At 69.6% G+C, this 15,271-nt stretch carries 16 protein-coding genes; 10 read left to right on the top strand and 6 right to left on the bottom strand.

The genetic code is table 11. The features are described from left to right. Nucleotides 1-4 precede the first annotated feature (4 nt). Nucleotides 5-682, bottom strand: a complete 678-nt coding sequence (locus LDL49_RS43865) for a TioE family transcriptional regulator (protein WP_225300852.1) — start codon at nucleotides 680-682, stop codon at nucleotides 5-7. A 91-nt stretch (nucleotides 683-773) separates the two neighbouring features. Here LDL49_RS43865 and LDL49_RS43860 point away from each other — a divergent pair, with 91 nt between their 5' ends. Further along, nucleotides 774-1,922: an erythromycin esterase family protein gene (locus LDL49_RS43860; RefSeq protein ID WP_225300851.1), complete on the top strand. Its 1,149-nt coding sequence runs from the start codon at nucleotides 774-776 to the stop codon at nucleotides 1,920-1,922. On the opposite strand, the gene LDL49_RS43855 is transcribed toward LDL49_RS43860, so the two are convergent. Beyond that, the gene (locus LDL49_RS43855; RefSeq protein WP_225300850.1) at nucleotides 1,903-2,868 is read right to left on the bottom strand and encodes a helix-turn-helix transcriptional regulator; all 966 of its coding nucleotides are present in this window, start codon (nucleotides 2,866-2,868) and stop codon (nucleotides 1,903-1,905) included. The genes LDL49_RS43860 and LDL49_RS43855 overlap by 20 nt on opposite strands. 63 nt (nucleotides 2,869-2,931) lie before the next feature. Here LDL49_RS43855 and LDL49_RS43850 point away from each other — a divergent pair, with 63 nt between their 5' ends. Next, nucleotides 2,932-4,077 carry an epoxide hydrolase family protein gene (locus LDL49_RS43850; RefSeq protein WP_225300849.1) on the top strand — a complete coding sequence of 382 codons (1,146 nt, stop codon included), beginning with the start codon at nucleotides 2,932-2,934 and terminating at the stop codon, nucleotides 4,075-4,077. Between the two features lie 49 nt (nucleotides 4,078-4,126). Continuing rightward, the gene (locus LDL49_RS43845) at nucleotides 4,127-4,861 is read left to right on the top strand and encodes a MerR family transcriptional regulator (protein ID WP_225300848.1); all 735 of its coding nucleotides are present in this window, start codon (nucleotides 4,127-4,129) and stop codon (nucleotides 4,859-4,861) included. 144 nt (nucleotides 4,862-5,005) lie between these two features. On the opposite strand, the gene LDL49_RS43840 is transcribed toward LDL49_RS43845, so the two are convergent. Both LDL49_RS43840 and ilvD read right to left on the bottom strand, forming a co-directional pair. After that, nucleotides 5,006-5,569 (bottom strand): hypothetical protein, encoded by a 564-nt coding sequence (locus LDL49_RS43840; RefSeq protein ID WP_225300847.1) that lies wholly within the window; start codon nucleotides 5,567-5,569, stop codon nucleotides 5,006-5,008. A 104-nt stretch (nucleotides 5,570-5,673) separates the two neighbouring features. Next, nucleotides 5,674-7,320 (bottom strand): dihydroxy-acid dehydratase, encoded by a 1,647-nt coding sequence (ilvD, locus tag LDL49_RS43835; RefSeq protein WP_225300846.1) that lies wholly within the window; start codon nucleotides 7,318-7,320, stop codon nucleotides 5,674-5,676. 149 nt (nucleotides 7,321-7,469) lie between these two features. Between ilvD and LDL49_RS43830 the strand changes: the two genes are divergently transcribed. After that, on the top strand, nucleotides 7,470-8,264 hold the full coding sequence (locus LDL49_RS43830) for an alpha/beta fold hydrolase (RefSeq protein ID WP_225300845.1): 795 nt from the start codon (nucleotides 7,470-7,472) through the stop codon (nucleotides 8,262-8,264). After that, the gene (locus LDL49_RS43825) at nucleotides 8,261-8,707 is read left to right on the top strand and encodes a YdeI/OmpD-associated family protein (RefSeq protein WP_225300844.1); all 447 of its coding nucleotides are present in this window, start codon (nucleotides 8,261-8,263) and stop codon (nucleotides 8,705-8,707) included. Before LDL49_RS43830 ends, LDL49_RS43825 begins: the two co-directional genes overlap by 4 nt. Before the next feature lie 48 nt (nucleotides 8,708-8,755). Here the strand turns inward: LDL49_RS43825 and LDL49_RS43820 are convergent, their stop codons facing one another. Beyond that, the gene (locus LDL49_RS43820; protein WP_225300843.1) at nucleotides 8,756-9,931 is read right to left on the bottom strand and encodes a cytochrome P450; all 1,176 of its coding nucleotides are present in this window, start codon (nucleotides 9,929-9,931) and stop codon (nucleotides 8,756-8,758) included. 47 nt (nucleotides 9,932-9,978) lie between these two features. Here LDL49_RS43820 and LDL49_RS43815 point away from each other — a divergent pair, with 47 nt between their 5' ends. Beyond that, a complete protein-coding gene (locus tag LDL49_RS43815) occupies nucleotides 9,979-10,536 on the top strand; it encodes a TetR/AcrR family transcriptional regulator (protein WP_225300842.1) in 558 nt (185 codons plus the stop codon). A gap of 860 nt (nucleotides 10,537-11,396) precedes the next feature. Continuing rightward, nucleotides 11,397-11,657 carry a helix-turn-helix domain-containing protein gene (locus LDL49_RS43810; RefSeq protein ID WP_225300875.1) on the top strand — a complete coding sequence of 87 codons (261 nt, stop codon included), beginning with the start codon at nucleotides 11,397-11,399 and terminating at the stop codon, nucleotides 11,655-11,657. A 116-nt stretch (nucleotides 11,658-11,773) separates the two neighbouring features. On the opposite strand, the gene LDL49_RS43805 is transcribed toward LDL49_RS43810, so the two are convergent. Continuing rightward, complete coding sequence (locus LDL49_RS43805) at nucleotides 11,774-12,523, bottom strand: SRPBCC domain-containing protein (RefSeq protein WP_225300841.1); 750 nt, start codon at nucleotides 12,521-12,523, stop codon at nucleotides 11,774-11,776. A 215-nt stretch (nucleotides 12,524-12,738) separates the two neighbouring features. Between LDL49_RS43805 and LDL49_RS43800 the strand changes: the two genes are divergently transcribed. The 3 genes from LDL49_RS43800 to LDL49_RS43790 are packed head-to-tail and all read left to right on the top strand — an operon-like array spanning nucleotide 12,739 to nucleotide 15,228. Further along, nucleotides 12,739-13,323: a hypothetical protein gene (locus LDL49_RS43800; protein ID WP_225300840.1), complete on the top strand. Its 585-nt coding sequence runs from the start codon at nucleotides 12,739-12,741 to the stop codon at nucleotides 13,321-13,323. Between the two features lie 49 nt (nucleotides 13,324-13,372). Beyond that, nucleotides 13,373-14,560 carry a sensor histidine kinase gene (locus tag LDL49_RS43795; RefSeq protein ID WP_225300839.1) on the top strand — a complete coding sequence of 396 codons (1,188 nt, stop codon included), beginning with the start codon at nucleotides 13,373-13,375 and terminating at the stop codon, nucleotides 14,558-14,560. Then, nucleotides 14,557-15,228 (top strand): response regulator, encoded by a 672-nt coding sequence (locus LDL49_RS43790; RefSeq protein ID WP_225300838.1) that lies wholly within the window; start codon nucleotides 14,557-14,559, stop codon nucleotides 15,226-15,228. The genes LDL49_RS43795 and LDL49_RS43790 overlap by 4 nt, the downstream gene beginning before the upstream one ends. Nucleotides 15,229-15,271: the final 43 nt, after the last annotated feature.

The raw sequence follows: 15,271 nt of genomic DNA, 5'->3' as shown, positions 1-15,271 counted from the left end.
GGCCTCAGCGGGCGCGGAGGTACGCGTCCAGCTCGGCGGCGCCCTTGAGCATGGCGCGGCCCCGGGCGGACAGGCGGGCCTGCCAGTCGCGCAGGGTCGACTCCAGCGGGGCGACGCCTCCGGCGGAGCGGACCTGGGCGATCAGCGGGGCGATCTGCTCCAGCAGGTAGCCGCCCCGTCTGAGCTGGTGGGCCAGCCGGACATCCCGTACGTCGGCCGCGCTGTAGATCCGGTAGCCGGTCTGCGGATCGCGGCGCGGCTGGACCAGCCCGGCGTTCTCCCACTTGCGCAGGGTGGCAGGGCGAATGCCGAGCCTGCGCGCCAGCGGGCCGATGAACGTGTCGCCGCGCTCCTGCGGCATCGGCGCCAGATCGCGGAGCGCGGCTTCGACGGCCTGGAGGGTGCGCCGGTCGTCGAGGAGCTGGCCGTGGCTCTCGTCGATGAGCCGCAGCGCGTCCTCGGTGGCACCCCGGTTGACCGCCTGCATGATCGACGTGGCCGCCTGGTGACCGTGGCCGGGCATGAGGGCGAGGAACGCGCGCAGGGCTTGCGCGTGCAGCGGCGTATAGGTGCGATAGCCGTGAACGGTGCGTTCGGCGGCGGGCAGGATGCCGGCATCCTCGTAGTTCCTGATCGCCTGGGTGGACAGGCCGTGCTCGCGCGCCAGGTCCACTGGCCTCATGGATGCATCACCGATTGAAGGTTAATCACAACGGAAGTGGGGGTTTGCCGCGCAAAGTTTATATAGAAAGTTCAACGATAGCGTTCAAGGCATGGATATCAAGGACATAGCCCGTCCGCTCGACGGCGCGAGCATCTCGGCGTTCCTCAAATCGCTGCCCGCCAAGCCCCTGCTGCTCGGCCTGGGCGAGGCCCGGCACTTCGTGCAGGAGTTGGGCGAAGTACGCAACGAGATCTTCCGGCATCTGGTCGAGCACGAGGGCTACCGGTCGTTCGCCATCGAGAGCGACTGCCTCATGGGCCTCGTGGTGAACGACTACCTCGCGACAGGCGAGGGCACGCTCGACGACGTCATGGAACGCGGCTTCAGCCACAACTTCGGCGCCTCCCCGGCCAACCGCGAGCTCGTCCGCTGGATGCGCACGTACAACGAGGAGCATGACGAAAAGCTCCGGTTCTTCGGCTTCGACGGACCGCTGGAGTATTGGGCGGCGAGCCCGCGCCAGGCGCTCACCGGCCTGTACGACCTGCTCAACGGCGCTGTAGTAACCCGGGAGACCCTTGACACGCTGCTCGGCCCGGACGACCGGTGGTCGAACGAGGCCACGGCCATGGATCCGTCCCTGTCGATCGGCCAGTCCGCCGACGCCCAGCGGCTGCGGCTGATCGCCGACGACCTGGTGTCGCTGCTGGACACGCAGGCGCCGGGGCTGGGCGCGGAGGACAGGGAGCTGGCGGCACTGTACGGGCGCACCGCCGTCGGCCTGCTCCGCTACCACTACTGGATGGCCGACGCGTCCCCGGCACGGTGGACCCGGCTGTCGGCCCTGCGGGCCGCGATGATGGCCGCCAACCTGCGGGCCATCGCCGAGCACGGCCCGGCCTTGGTCTTCTCTTCCAACCTTCACCTGCAGCGGAACAAAAGTTTCATGTCGTTCGGCGACCAGACGCTGGAGTGGTGGAGCGCGGGAGCGCTCGTCGGGACGAAGCTGGGCGACCGGTACGCCTTCCTGGCCACAGCCCTCGGCACCGTCGGCGTCGACGACCCGCCCGCGGACACCGCCGAGGGCGTCCTGTCCACGCTCCCGTGGGACCACTCCCTCATCGACGCCCGCCGGCTGGCCGAGGCCGTCACGAAGCCCGCCAAGCGCGTCTCCCAGGATTTCGCCTATTTCCCGCTGGACCCGGCCCAGCTCGACATGATCGACGGCGTCGTGTTCCTCAGGAAGGCACTGGTCTGACAGACGCGGTGGCGAGGCGGGTGGAGAGGGTACGGATGCGGTCGACGAGTTCGGGCGGCGCGTGCACCTCGAAGTCGATGTCCATCAACGCGACCCAGACGGCGAGTTCGTCAAGGTTGTTCGCACCGCTGGACAGCATGCAGGACCGCTCGTCGATCGGCTCGATCGTCCCCGTCGTGGCCGGCATGTGCTCGGCGACGACCTCGGCCGGCGCGTACATCTTGAAGCGGCCCTGATATCGATACGGCGAGCTGGAGATCGACCGGGACATGTAGGCCGCCAGGTCGGAGTCGGGCGGGTCGCGGGGGACGAACCGCGGCCCGTTCGGCGTACGCAGGCTCAGGCGGTCGATCCGATAGGTACGCCAGTCGGCCCGGTCGGTGTCCCAGCCCAGCAGGTACCAGTGCCGGCCCGAATGGACGAGCCGGTAGGGCTCGGCGGCGCGGACGCTCTCCTCCCCGCCGTGCGTCCGGTAGTCGAACCGCAGGGTCTCGCGGTCGCGGCAGGCGGCGGCGATCGCGGTCAGGGACGCCGGGTCCACCACCGAACCCGCCCGCCCCATCGGCACGGTCATCGACTGCAGCGCGTTGACCTGATGCCGGAGCCGGGACGGCAGCACCCGCTCCAGCTTGGCCAGCGCCCGTACGGAGGTCTCCTCGATCCCCGACACCGAGCCCCCGGCCGCCGTACGCAGCCCCACCGCGACCGCCACCGCCTCCTCGTCGTCCAGCAGCAACGGCGGCAGGTCCGTACCCGCGCCGAGCCGGTAACCGGGCGCGCCCGCGATGGCGTTCACGGGATAACCGAGCTCGCGCAGCCGCCCGATGTCCCGGCGGACGGTCCGTACGGTCACGCCGAGCCGCTCCGCCAGCTCCACGCCCGACCGCTCCCGATGGGTCTGCAGGAGCGAGAGCAGTCTGAGCAACCGGGCCGAGGTCTCCAACATGCCTTCCAGATTGCCGCATTCCTAGGACCGGCTCTGTCCTAACTCGCTTCTAGCGTGTTCTCCATGACGTTCACCACGGAGATCAGTCCGTTCCGCATTGACATCCCGCAGTCCGCGCTCGATGACCTGCACGACCGGCTGGCGCGCACCCTCTGGCCCGACGAGCTGCCCGGCGTGGGCTGGTCGTACGGCATCCCGGTCTCGTACGTACAGCGGCTGGCCGAGTACTGGCGCAGCGGGTACGACTGGCGCAAGCACGAGGCGGCGCTCAACGAGTACCCCCAGTTCACCACCGAGATCGACGGCCAGAACATCCACTTCCTGCATGTGCGGTCCCCCGAGCCGGACGCGCTGCCGCTGGTGCTCACCCATGGCTGGCCCGGCTCGATCGTCGAGTTCATGAAGATCATCGGTCCGCTCACCGACCCTCGCAGCCACGGCGGCGACCCCGCCGACGCCTTCCACGTCGTCGCTCCGTCCATCCCCGGCTTCGGTTTCTCCGGCCCCACCCGCGAGGCCGGCTGGGACCTGAGCCGGGTGGCCCGGGCGTGGGCCGAGCTGATGAGCCGCCTCGGCTACGAGCGCTACGGCGCCCAGGGCGGCGACAGCGGCTCGGTCATCTCCCCCGAGCTCGGCCGCGTGGCCCCCGACCGGGTGGCCGGCGTGCACGTCAACGGCGCGCTCGGCTTCCCGAGCTTCGACCCGGCCGAGATGGAGGGTCTGACCGAGGCCGAGCTGGCCCGCATGCAGCAGTACGCCGACAACGACCGCTCCGGCTACGCGATCATCCAGGCCACCCGGCCGCAGACCGTCGCCTTCGGCCTGCACGACTCCCCCGCCGCCCAGCTGGCCTGGATCGTGGAGAAGTTCAAGGAGTGGACCGACCCCGCGCACGACCTGCCCGAGGACGCGGTCGACCTCGACCAGATGCTCACCGACGTGACGATCTACTGGCTGACCCGCACCGCCGCCTCGTCCGCCCGGCTCTACAAGGAGGGCTCGGCACAGTGGGGAACGCCGGTCGAGCGCTCGGAGGTCCCGCACGGGGTCGCGGTCTTCCCCGGCGACGGCGGGATCCGGCGGATCGCCGAGCGCGAGCACAACGTGATCCACTGGTCGGAGTACGACCGGGGCGGTCACTTCGCCGCGATGGAGGCTCCTGACCTGCTGGTCGACGACGTGCGGGCGTTCTTCCGTAAGGTCCGCTGAGCCTGGGCGTGTTGCGCCTGACGCGACGTCAGCGCCTACCGTCGTCGATGTGAACGCACGACGCTGGAAGATCGGCGACCTCGCGGCTGCCACGGGGGTGACCGTACGCACTCTGCGCTACTTTCACCAGATCGGCCTGTTGTGCCCGGCCGAGCGGTCGGCCGCGGGGCATCGCGTCTACACCGGCGACGACGTTCGCCGGCTCTACCAGATCCTGGCGCTGCGGGAGCTGCGGCTGCCGCTCGCCGAGATCGCCGACTCGCTGGACGGCGCCGATCTGCAAGCGACGATTCAGCACCAGCTCGGGCTGGTCGAACGTCGGCTCGCCGCCCAGCACGCCCTGCGCCGCCAGTTGGTCGGCGTCACCGAGGCGCTGCGGGCGGCCCGGGAGCCGTCGATCGACCAGCTCATCGAGGCAATGGAGGCAATGATGCAGGCCAGGCACTTCACGCCCGAACAGCTCGCCCGATTCGAGGCCCGGCATCGAGAGTTCGGAGAGGAGGGGTTCGCGCATCGGCTGCGTGGGCTCACGGACCTGGCCGCGGAGGCCGACGGCTACGCCGGACGCGGCACCGACCCGGCCGATCCGGCCGTCCAGGAGCTGGCACGGCGCTGGACCGAGGCGATGGCCGGGCTGGTGGGCGGCGACCGGAGCGCTCTGTCGGCTCTCTACGCCAAGATCGACGCGAAGGGAGCGGAGGCGGCCACGAAGGGCATCCTGAGCTCCCCCGCGTGGGACTACCTGAAGCGGGCCTTCGCCGCCGGCTACCCGGCCTCCGCCTGAACCAAGCTCGCTCTTAGTGTTCGCGCTTCTTGCCGTGGTAGGCCCGCTTATGCCCGCTGCGGGCTTTGGCGGGCGAGGTGGACATATCGCCAGACCAGTAGACTTTCGTGAAAGAACTTCAGGATTTACCGCCCGTCGGCTCTTCTACAGTCGAAGCCCACCGCCCTCCCAGGTGATCTCCAGGAATGTCGAGTCCGGGAAGAAAAAACTTGCGATGATGAGCACGACAAGCGCCCAGAACAGCACCCCGATGACCGGACCGATGTAGTCGTCGTCAAAAGTCTTGCCGAGACGAATGACCAAGGGGACGGCGGCGGCAAGTCCGGCGCCGGCGGCCGAGAGGCCGATCCAGCCGAGATTGTGACCCCGATTTACGAGGCCCACCAACTCTCCGACTACGATCAACCCGGCCAGGACCCAGGAGCCGACAAACACCCACTGCGGCTGTCGCTTAACGGACCTGAGCGATCGGGGCCTCGGTGACGGCTGCGACGGATACGCAGATTTGGGCCATAGGATGCCTTGCGCCGGCGGCTGTGCGTGATCGCGCAGCGGTTGCTCTGTGGAGTAAGGGGGCGCGGCGAAGCCAGGGGATTGTGTCTCCGTGGTCGTCGGGCCTTTTCGATCTTTGCGGTGGTAGGATAATGCGTCGTACACAAAGCTGCCTGCGGCAAACATGAGACCCGCAATGGCAATGAAGGTCAACACCTATCCAGTTTCCAGCATGCCGCATGCGCTTGTCACGATTTAGCGATTACAACGTCGTCATAGAATCTGCCGGAAGACGTCGAGCCGTTCGGCCGCCACGCCTCTCAAACAGTCACCGCGCCGTCCGAGGCGGACCTGACGGTCGCCGCGTACTTGGCCAGCACCCCCCGCTCGACCGGCCGCTCCGGCCGCACCCAGGCCTCCCGCCGTCGTCCCAACTCCTCCTCGGGCACGCTCAGGTCCAGAGTCCCCGCCGCGCTGTCGATGACGACCACATCACCGTCGCGCACCAGCGCGAGCGGCCCGCCCACGTACGCCTCGGGCGCGACATGCCCGATGACCATGCCATGCGATACCCCGCTGAACCGCCCGTCGGTGACCAGCGCCACTGAATCCCCCAGCCCCTGACCCACGAGCGCACCCGTGATCGACAGCATCTCCCGCATGCCAGGTCCCCCGGCCGGGCCCTCGTAGCGGACGACGATCACGTCACCCGGCAGGATGCGCCCCTCCTGGATCGCCGCGAAACAGGCCTCCTCGCCGTCGAACACCCTGGCCGGGCCCTCCCGCCGGAAATCCGCCTTGCCGCTGAGCTTGAGCACGCACCCGTCAGGGGCGAGCGAGCCGCGCAGGACGGCCAGCGCCCCGCGCGCCTTGGCGGGGTTCTCGACGGTCGTGACCACCTGCTGCCCCGGCGTCTCCGCCGCCGACGCGGCGACGTCGGCGTACGTACGGCCGTCGACCAGGGCGGCGTCCGAGCGCAGCAGGCCCGCTTCCAGCAGCCGCTTGGCGACCAGCGCGGTGCCGCCGGCGCGCCACAGGTCGGCGGCGGTATGCGGGCCGCTGGGCATGAGCCTGGTGATGATGGGGACCTGGCGGCAGATGGCGCCGATCTCGTCGACGCGCAGCGGCAGCCCGGCCTCGCGGGCGATGGCGAGCAGGTGCAGCACTGCGTTCGTCGAGCCGCCCATGGCCGCCACCGAGACGATGGCGTTGTGCAGGGCGTCCTCGGTGAGGATGCGCGAGGGCCTGGCGTCACGGGCCAGCGCGTCCATGACGATCTCGCCGACGCGCTCGGCCGCGGCGTTCTTCGTCTCGGCGACGGCCGGGATGTCACCGATGCCGAACGGGGCCAGGCCGAGGAAGTCGACGACGGAGGCCATGGTGTTGGCGGTGTACTGGGCGGCGCAGGTGCCGGGGCCCGGACACGCGTACTTGGCCAGGTCGTCCACCTCGGCCTGGTCGAGCCGGCCGACCGCACGCTCGCCGAGCGCCTCCCACATGTCCTGGATGGTGACGTCCCGGTCGCGCCAGCGGCCCGGCATCATGCTGCCGCTGTAGAGGACGACGGCGGGTACGTCCAGGCGGGCCAGCGCCATGACGCCCGCCGGTACGGTCTTGTCGCACCCCACGATGCACACCAGCGCGTCGAACCCGTGCGCCCGGCCCATCAGCTCGATCGAGTCGGCGATGATCTCGCGGCTCACCAGCGAGGCACGCATGCCGGGGGTGCCCATGGTCAGGTTGTCGGAGACGGCGATCGTGTTGAACTCCATCGGCGTGCCACCCGCCCTGCGCACCCCCGTGGCGACGTGGGCGGCCAGCTCGCGTTGGGTGAGGTTGCAGGGCATCGTGCCGGTCCAGGTGGAGGCGATGCCGATCATGGGGCGGCGCATCTCCTCCTCCGACAGTCCCATGGCGTACAGGTGAGAGCGGGCGGGTGCGCGGTCCGGATCATCGGCGATGCTCATGCTGCCACCTTACGAACGAGCCGGCCGTACCGATCACTGAGGGTCGCCGGCGTGCGCGCCCCTGGTTCCACGCGGAGGTACGCCCAGGTGGATCCTTGACAAAAATAATTGTCGGTGGGAGGCTGCAACCACCTGACAAGGAGACGGACATGGACAAGGTCACTTCGAAAGACGGCACCCAGATCGCCTACGACCGCATCGGCCAGGGTCCGGCGGTCATCCTCGTCGACGGCGCGATGTGCCACCGCGCGGCCGGTCCGAACCCGGCGCTGGCCAAGGAGCTGGCTCGAAGCTTCACCGTCTACACCTACGACCGCCGAGGGCGCGGCGCCAGCGGCGACACCGCGCCGTTCTCCCCCGAGCGCGAGATCGAGGACCTGGCCGCGCTGGTGGAGGAGGCGGGCGGCACTGCCTTCCTGTACGGCATCTCGTCCGGCGCGGCGCTGGCCATGGCGGCCGTCGAGAGCGGTCTGCCGGTGTCGAAGGTGGCCGTCTACGAGGCGCCGTTCGTGGTCGACGACACCCGGCCGCCGATCCCGGACGACTACGAGCGGCGGATCGAAGAGATGGTGGCCACCGGGCGCCGGGGCCAGGCAGTCTCCTACTTCATGCGCAAGGGCGTCAACCTGCCCGGCGTGGTCGTCGCCATGATGCGCTTCATGCCCGCCTGGTCCGGTATCAAGGCCATCGTCCACACGCTGCCCTATGACGTCGCGTTCGTGGCCGACTACGAGCACGGCAAGCCGCTGCCCGCCGCTCCCTGGGCCTCGGTCAAGATCCCGACCCTGGTGATCTGCGGCAGCAAGAGCCCGCTGTGGATGCGCAACGCCATGCGGGCCTGGGCCGAGGTGCTGCCCAACGCCGAGCACCGCACGCTCGACGGCCAGACCCACATCGTCAAGGCCCCGGCCCTGGCGCCGGTCCTGGAAGGGTTCTTCCGATGAGATTCCGCGCCGTCGTCCAGCTGGGCGGCAAGACCGCCACGGGCATCGAGGTCCCCGCCGAGGTCGTCGAGGGTCTCGGCGGGAGCAGGCGGCCCGCCGTCAGCGTCACGATCAATGGCTACGGCTACCGCAGCACGGTCAGCCCCATGGGCGGCCGGTACATGCTGCCGCTCAGCGCCGAGCACCGGCAGGGCGCGGGTGTGGCCGCGGGCGACGAGGTGGAGGTCACGCTGGAGCTCGACACCGCACCCCGGGAGGTGGCCGTGCCGGCCGACCTGGCCGCGGCGCTGGACGAGGCTCCCGAGGCCAAGCGCTTCTTCGAAGGGCTGTCGTACTCCCGCAGGCTCCGCTACGTCCTCCAGGTCGAGGGCGCCAAGAAGGCCGAGACCAGGCAGCGGCGCGTCGCCGACACCGTCACCCGGCTCGCCAACGGTGAGGGCTGACCGCACCTTTCGCGGGTGACCGGGCGGCCCCGGGTCACGGGCCCGACGTCACCACTTCACCGGCAGGGACACCAGGCCCGACGTCAGCGAGTCGGCGCGCACCCGCAGCTCCTCCACCGGCACCGCCAGCCGCATCCCCGGAAAACGCGGGATGAGCCGGGCGAACACCGCCTGCAGCTCGAGCCGGGCGAGCGGCGCCCCGATGCAGTAGCGGGCGCCATAGCCGAACGAGACGTGACCCATCGCCTCCCGGGTGACGTCGAACCGCTCCGGATCCGCGAACATCTTCTCGTCGTGGTTGGCCATGCCGATGTGCAACAGGACCAGCTCGCCCGCCCGGACCGTGACCTCGCCGATCTCCAGATCGACACGGGCGTATCGGGGGATGCCGCCGGCGCCGTTCACCATGGGCGCCCGGAGGATCTCCTCGATCGCCCCGGTGAGCAGCTCGGGCTCGGCCCGCAGAGCATCCCACTGCTCGGAGTTCGCCAGCAGGTACAGCGCGCCCATGCCGATCTGCACGACCGTGGTCTCGTGCCCGGCGAACAGCAGGTTCATGGCCCGCCGCGCGATCTCGTCGTCGTCCGTGTCGGGCAGCGCGATCATCCGAGAGATGACGTCGTCGCCCGGTGTGTGCCGCTTGCGCTCGACGAGGCTCTTGCCGTACTCGTACAGGTCGATCAGGCCCTGCATCGAGCGGGCGTGGTCGGCGGTGTTGCCCGCCGCCTCCGTCCAGGCGCGGAACTGGTCGCGATCCTCGTACGGCACGCCGAGCAGCTCGCAGATGACCAGGATCGGCAGCGGCAGCGCCAGCGCCTGGTGGAGATCGGCCGGCGAGCCCTGCCGCTCCAGCTCGTCGAGCAGCTGGTCGGTCAGCTCTTCCACGCGCGGACGGAAGGCCCGCATGCGCTTCGGCGAGAAGTGCGGCTGGAACACCGCCCGCATCCTGATGTGGTCCTCGCGCTCGGTGTCGAAGTCGCCCATCGGGCCGCCGAACAGTGCCGACTCGCCGATGCGCGCGGCGTTCTCGGGATCGGGGTGCGAGCGGCCGAGCCGGTCGTCGTCGAGCAGGCGACGCACCTCCTCATAGCCGGTCACCAGCCAGGCGTCGTCACCCGTGCCCGTCTGTACGCGATGCACCGGGCCCTCCGCCTGCAGCGCGCGCAGCAGCGGCGCCGGCCGGAGGAGCTCGGGCTGCTCGAAGGGAAGCTTGTTTACTGGCATGTGAACAACGGTATTTGTAGACTCGAAAGTAAACAAGAGGAGCGCGCATGGAAACCGTCCGGCGGATGCCCCGGGCAGAGCGCCGGGAGCAGATCCTCGACGCCGCGACGCGCGCCTTCGCGGTCGGCGGCTACACGGCCACCGGTCTCGACGACGTGGCCGCCGAGGCCGGCGTCAGCCGGGTGATCCTCTACCGGCACTTCGAGTCGAAGACCGACCTCTATCGGGCGGTGCTCGACCGGGCCGGCTCGCGGCTCGGCGAGCGGGTGGGCGAATCGGGCTTCAGCGACCAGACGATCCCGGCGCTCCTGCGGGCGGCCGACGCGGATCCGGACGGGTTCCGGCTGCTGTTCCGCTATGCGGCCCGCGAGCCGGAGTTCCGCGACCTCATCGACGACTTCACCCGCGAGTCCGTCCAGATCGCCCGCCAGCATCTGGCCGCCAGGATCGCCGATCCGAAGTGGGCGGACTGGGCGGCGCGGCTGGTGTTCGCGGTGGCCGTCGAAGGGGTCATCGCGTGGCTGGACGCCGGACGGCCCGATCCCGGCACGGCCGCCGAGCGCGTCTCCCGGGCCGTCCACGGCGTCATCGAAGCGGCCTCCTGACCGCGAACCCCTGGCCAGAGGCCATCCGGAGATGCTGCTGCGCCAGGGATCGAAAATCTATAGTCGCCATGGTAGACATTCGTGGTTGTTGTGGCTAGTGTTTCTCCCATCGCAAGGAACGGATCCACGAGGGCGGCGCACGAGATACCCAGCGTCACGACGAGCTGCCCGGACGAGCGTGGATAGCAGGAGTGATCGGCAGAAGGTCGGACGTGCAGGGCCAAGAAGTCGCAAGGGGCCCCACACGTGGACGCGCTGCCGCAGCAACACCGCAGTTGAAAGTAAGAAGTAACCGGCAGAAGGTCGGACGTGTAGGGCCAAGAAGTCGCAAGGGGCCCCACACGTGGACGCGCTGCCAGAGCGGCCGTCGAAGGCCGTCTCATGACATGGGTTGTAGAAGGTTCACAGATAGCGAAGGGAGTGTTGAACGCCATCAGGATCGCCCGTCGCCGGTGTGTTTTCGCCGCACGGGTACCGCAGCTCCACAGACGGGAAGGTGGTCTACGGTCACGCTTACGCGATCCCCGCATCCCCGCCCTCAGCGGGCGGCTGTTGCGGAAACGGCAATTCGGCCTCTTGGCCGGTAGATGGTGTTGAACAACCTAGTTGCGGGCCCCGGCGCATCATGGCGCCGGGGCCCTCGTCCGCGTTCAGGAGGTTACATGGATCGAACATCCACAGAGTTGGCCACAGGGCCCGATAGCAAGCTCAAGCCCCGCACCACGGCCGCTACTTCCACACTCGCGTCAAGCGCCGCTTACGGCGACAAAGCCGAGGCCCGCACCCTGTCCCCCTCCAATGCGGCGGTGGATGCCAGTGCCGAATCCAAACTCGACGATGACGACTACCCCGCCTACAGCATGGGCCGGGCCGCGGAGATCCTGGGCGTCAGCGCGGCTTTCCTGCGCAGTCTGGGCACCGCCAAACTGATCGAGCCGCAACGCTCCAACGGCGGCCACCGCCGCTACTCCCGCTACCAGCTGCGCTTGGCGGCCAGGGCCCGCGAGCTGGTCGACCAGGGCACCGCCCTGGAAGCCGCGTGCCGGATCATCATCCTGGAAGACCAGCTCGCCGAGGCGCTACGCATCAACAACTCCCGCGACCGCCCGGCCGACCATTAGCGCCGGCGACCTCATCGACCCCGCGGCCTGGTCCCGCAGAGCGCCGACCAGGCCCAACGATGCCCCGGATGCCGGGACACCGATGTCGGCCTGACAGCCGCCGGAGCGGAGGCCTTCTACGCGAAGGCCTTCTGGAGCCAGCCCTGCCAGGCCTGCTCCAGCGCCTGCCCGTCGATCTCGGCGTACGCGTGGTGCTCGACCACGACCGTGCCCTGGCCGTGGATGAGCATGTAGAGCCCGTCGTCCGTACGCACGCCCACGAACGTGCCCGGATCGGTGACCCACTCGACGACGCCCTCCTGCGGCGCGACCCCGTCTGGCGCGATGGTGACCCGGTCGCCCGCGGCGATGCCGCCGGACCGGCCGAGCACGCTCTGGAAGGCGGCCCACGCCTGGTCGTGCGACGCCTGCGGGCCCCAGAGCATCAGGTTGTGCGTCGAGATCCGGCCGCGGAAGTGCTTGAGGTAGGCGGCCAGCTTGCGCAGGTATTGGAGGTCGCCGATCTTCAGCGCGTCGTACTCGGACTCCCAGTCGTCGCCGAGGAAGCCGCTGTGCACGAAGCGGAGCACCGTGCTGCCGCTCTCGCGACCTTCGATGAGGTATTCGAACGCCATGAACGTGCCGTCTTCGGGGTTCTCGTCGCCGCGGTAGGCCAGCCGTTTACCGGGCTCCCACGCGGTGACGGTCGAGCCCATGCTGAAGTCGCCGCCGAAGGTCTGCGTGCCCCTGCCGCCCTCGCGGGGCTCCAGCTCGCTGTGGCCCATGAACCAGGAGTCGATGCCCGGTCCTTCGGCGATCGCCTGCCAGACCTCCTCGGGTGAGGCTTCCAGCTCGATGTCGTGACGTACCTCGAACTCGTGCGGCATGACCGTCTCCTCGGTGGATGTTCCTTGCGTGAGACCGACACTTCCACCGACAATAAGAATTGTCAAGCACTCCATGATTGTCGGCAGATCGCCCTCGCGGGCGACGGGACTCGCTCTTGAGAGGGAGCCCGAGGATCGCCCGTCGCGGCGATCCGCTTTGCGCGGCGAACTCCGAGGATTGGCTGCATATCCCGCAGCTTGAAGGAGAACCGGTCGTGAAGAACCGCACCGCGCTCATCGCCGCCCCACTGCTCGTCCTGACCTACGGTCTGCTCAGAATCGTCGACGGTCTCGACGGCGTCCGAGGCCCCGGCTTGGCCTGGACAGCCGGACACCTCGCCTTTCTCGGGGCTTTGACACTGTTCATCCCGATATTTTGGGAAATGCGGAGAATGTTGGGACGGTCCGCCCTCGCCACCGCGGCCATGGTCGCGGGCGTCGTCGGGATCGGCTGCGCGGCCGCCCAGTTCGCGATCGACATCATCGTCGGCTTCCTGGCCGCCGACCATGACGCGATGAGCCCGCTGTTCGAGCAGGTGAAGGCGGTGCCGGGCGTGTCCCTGGCCGTCTACGACGCGGGCCCGATCCTGTTCTACGTCGCCCAGCTCGCCTTCGCCGGCCTGCTCGCCGGGCACCGGCTGGTCAAGATCTGGGTGCCGGTCGCGGTGCTGGCCGAGATCGTGCTGTCGGCGGTCGACAAGGACCTCATCCCGGTGGGCGCGATCCTGCTGTTCGTCTCGTTCCTGCCGCTGATGGGCCGCCGTACGACGACCGCGAGGCACGCGCCCGCGCATGCGTGAGAGCCGGCGTACGGGAAGCATGAGCCGGCGTACGGAAAGATGGGGTGTCGTGTCCGACTTGTCGCTTATCGACATCGTGCGTCGAAGGATCGCGGCGCTCCCTCACCTCTGGGTGGACGCCGCGCTCACCGCGGTGATCCTGATCGCCCAGCTCTGGCCCCTGCTGTCCGGCAACGATCGGACCGGCGAGCCCTGGGACTGGTGGGGGTACGTGGTGGTGGTCGCCGCGTCGTTGCCCCTGGTCTGGCGGCGGCGGGCACCGATCACCGTACTGATCCTCTGCCTGGGCACGGGCGCCCTCTACGACCTCGCCGACAACGTCGCGCGCCAGCCCATCTGGTACGGCGGCATGGTCGCGCTCTACACGGTCGCCGCCTACTCCGGCACCTGGCAGCGGATTCTCGTGTTCACCACGACCATCGCCGGTGGGCTGCTCGTGGTCGGCTCGTCGGAGACCGCGCTGCGCGGGACGGTGCTGTTCGTCGCCGCGTACGCCATGGGCAGGGCCACGGCCACCTCCCGCGCCCACGCCGCCGCGCTGGAGGAACGGGCCGAACGGCTGGAAAGGGAGCGACAGATGGAAGCGGAACGCGCGGCCGAGCAGGAGCGCGCCAGGATCGCCCGCGACATGCACGACATCCTGGCCCACGCGGTCAGTCTCATGGTCGTCCAGGCCGAGGCGGGGCCCGTGGTGGTCAGGAGCAACCCGGCGCGGGCGGAGGCCGCCTTCGACGCGATCGCCGCGGCCGGACGGGACGCGATGATGCAGCTGCGCCGGATGCTGGGCGTGCTGAAGGACGAGGAGGCGCCGCGCGCGCCACAGCCCACCATCGACGACCTGCCCGCGCTGGCGGACCAGGTCTCCCATACGGGGCTGCGGGTGGCGTTCGCCTCGACCGGCACGCCGCGCCCCGTCTCGCCCGACTGCGCCGTGGCCGCGTACCGAGTCACGCAGGAAGCACTCACCAACATCGTCAAGCACGCCGGCGCGAACCACGCGGACATCCGGCTCACCTGGGAGGACGACACCCTGATGCTCGACATCACCGACGACGGCCGGGGCCGCGCAGCGATCGACGGGCACTCTCCAGGCGGGCTCGGGCTGCCTTCGGGTGGGCACGGGCTGATCGGCATCCGCGAGCGGGCCGCCGCCTGCGGTGGCACCGCCGCGGCCCGTCCCCGCACCGACGGGCCGGGCTTCCATGTGTCGGTACGACTCCCGCTGGCCCAGGCATGACCGGCCAGGACGCGGCCCCGAGCATCCGGGTCGTGGTCGCCGACGATCAGGAGCTGGTGCGCGGCGGGTTCGCGATGATCCTGGACGCGCAGCCGGACATCGACGTGGTGGCCGAGGCGGGCGACGGGCTCCAGGCCGTCGCCGCGGTCCGCGAACACGGCGCCGACGTGCTCCTGCTCGACATCCGCATGCCCAGGATGGACGGCATCGAGGCGGCCAAGATCGTGTGCGCGGAGACCGACTGCCGGGTGCTCATGCTCACGACGTTCGACCACGACGACTATGTCTACGACGCGCTGCGGGCGGGGGCCAGCGGGTTCCTGCTGAAGGACGTGCGCCGGGACGACCTGGTCAACGCCGTACGGGTGGTCGCGGAGGGTGAGTCGCTGCTGGCGCCGACGGTGACCAGGAGGCTGATCTCCCAGTTCGCCTCCCGGCCCGCCGCCAGGCCGGCCGACGCGCTGGCCGTACTGACCGCGCGAGAGCGCGAGACGCTGCAGCTCATCGCGCGCGGACTGTCGAACGCGGAGATCGCCCAGACCATGGTGGTCAGCGAGCACACCGTGAAGTCGCACGTCAGCAACCTGCTCGCCAAGCTCGGACTGCGCGACAGGGTGCAAGCGGTGATCACCGCCTATGAATCGGGCCTGGCGGTACCGGGTGCGTAACCTATGGTCAGACGGGGTAAGCGGGGACGTATGCACGACCTCT

The sequence above is a fragment of the Nonomuraea aurantiaca genome, from assembly GCF_020215705.1.
GTDB lineage: Bacteria > Actinomycetota > Actinomycetes > Streptosporangiales > Streptosporangiaceae > Nonomuraea > Nonomuraea aurantiaca.
This window is presented reverse-complemented; position numbering and strand designations above follow the sequence as displayed.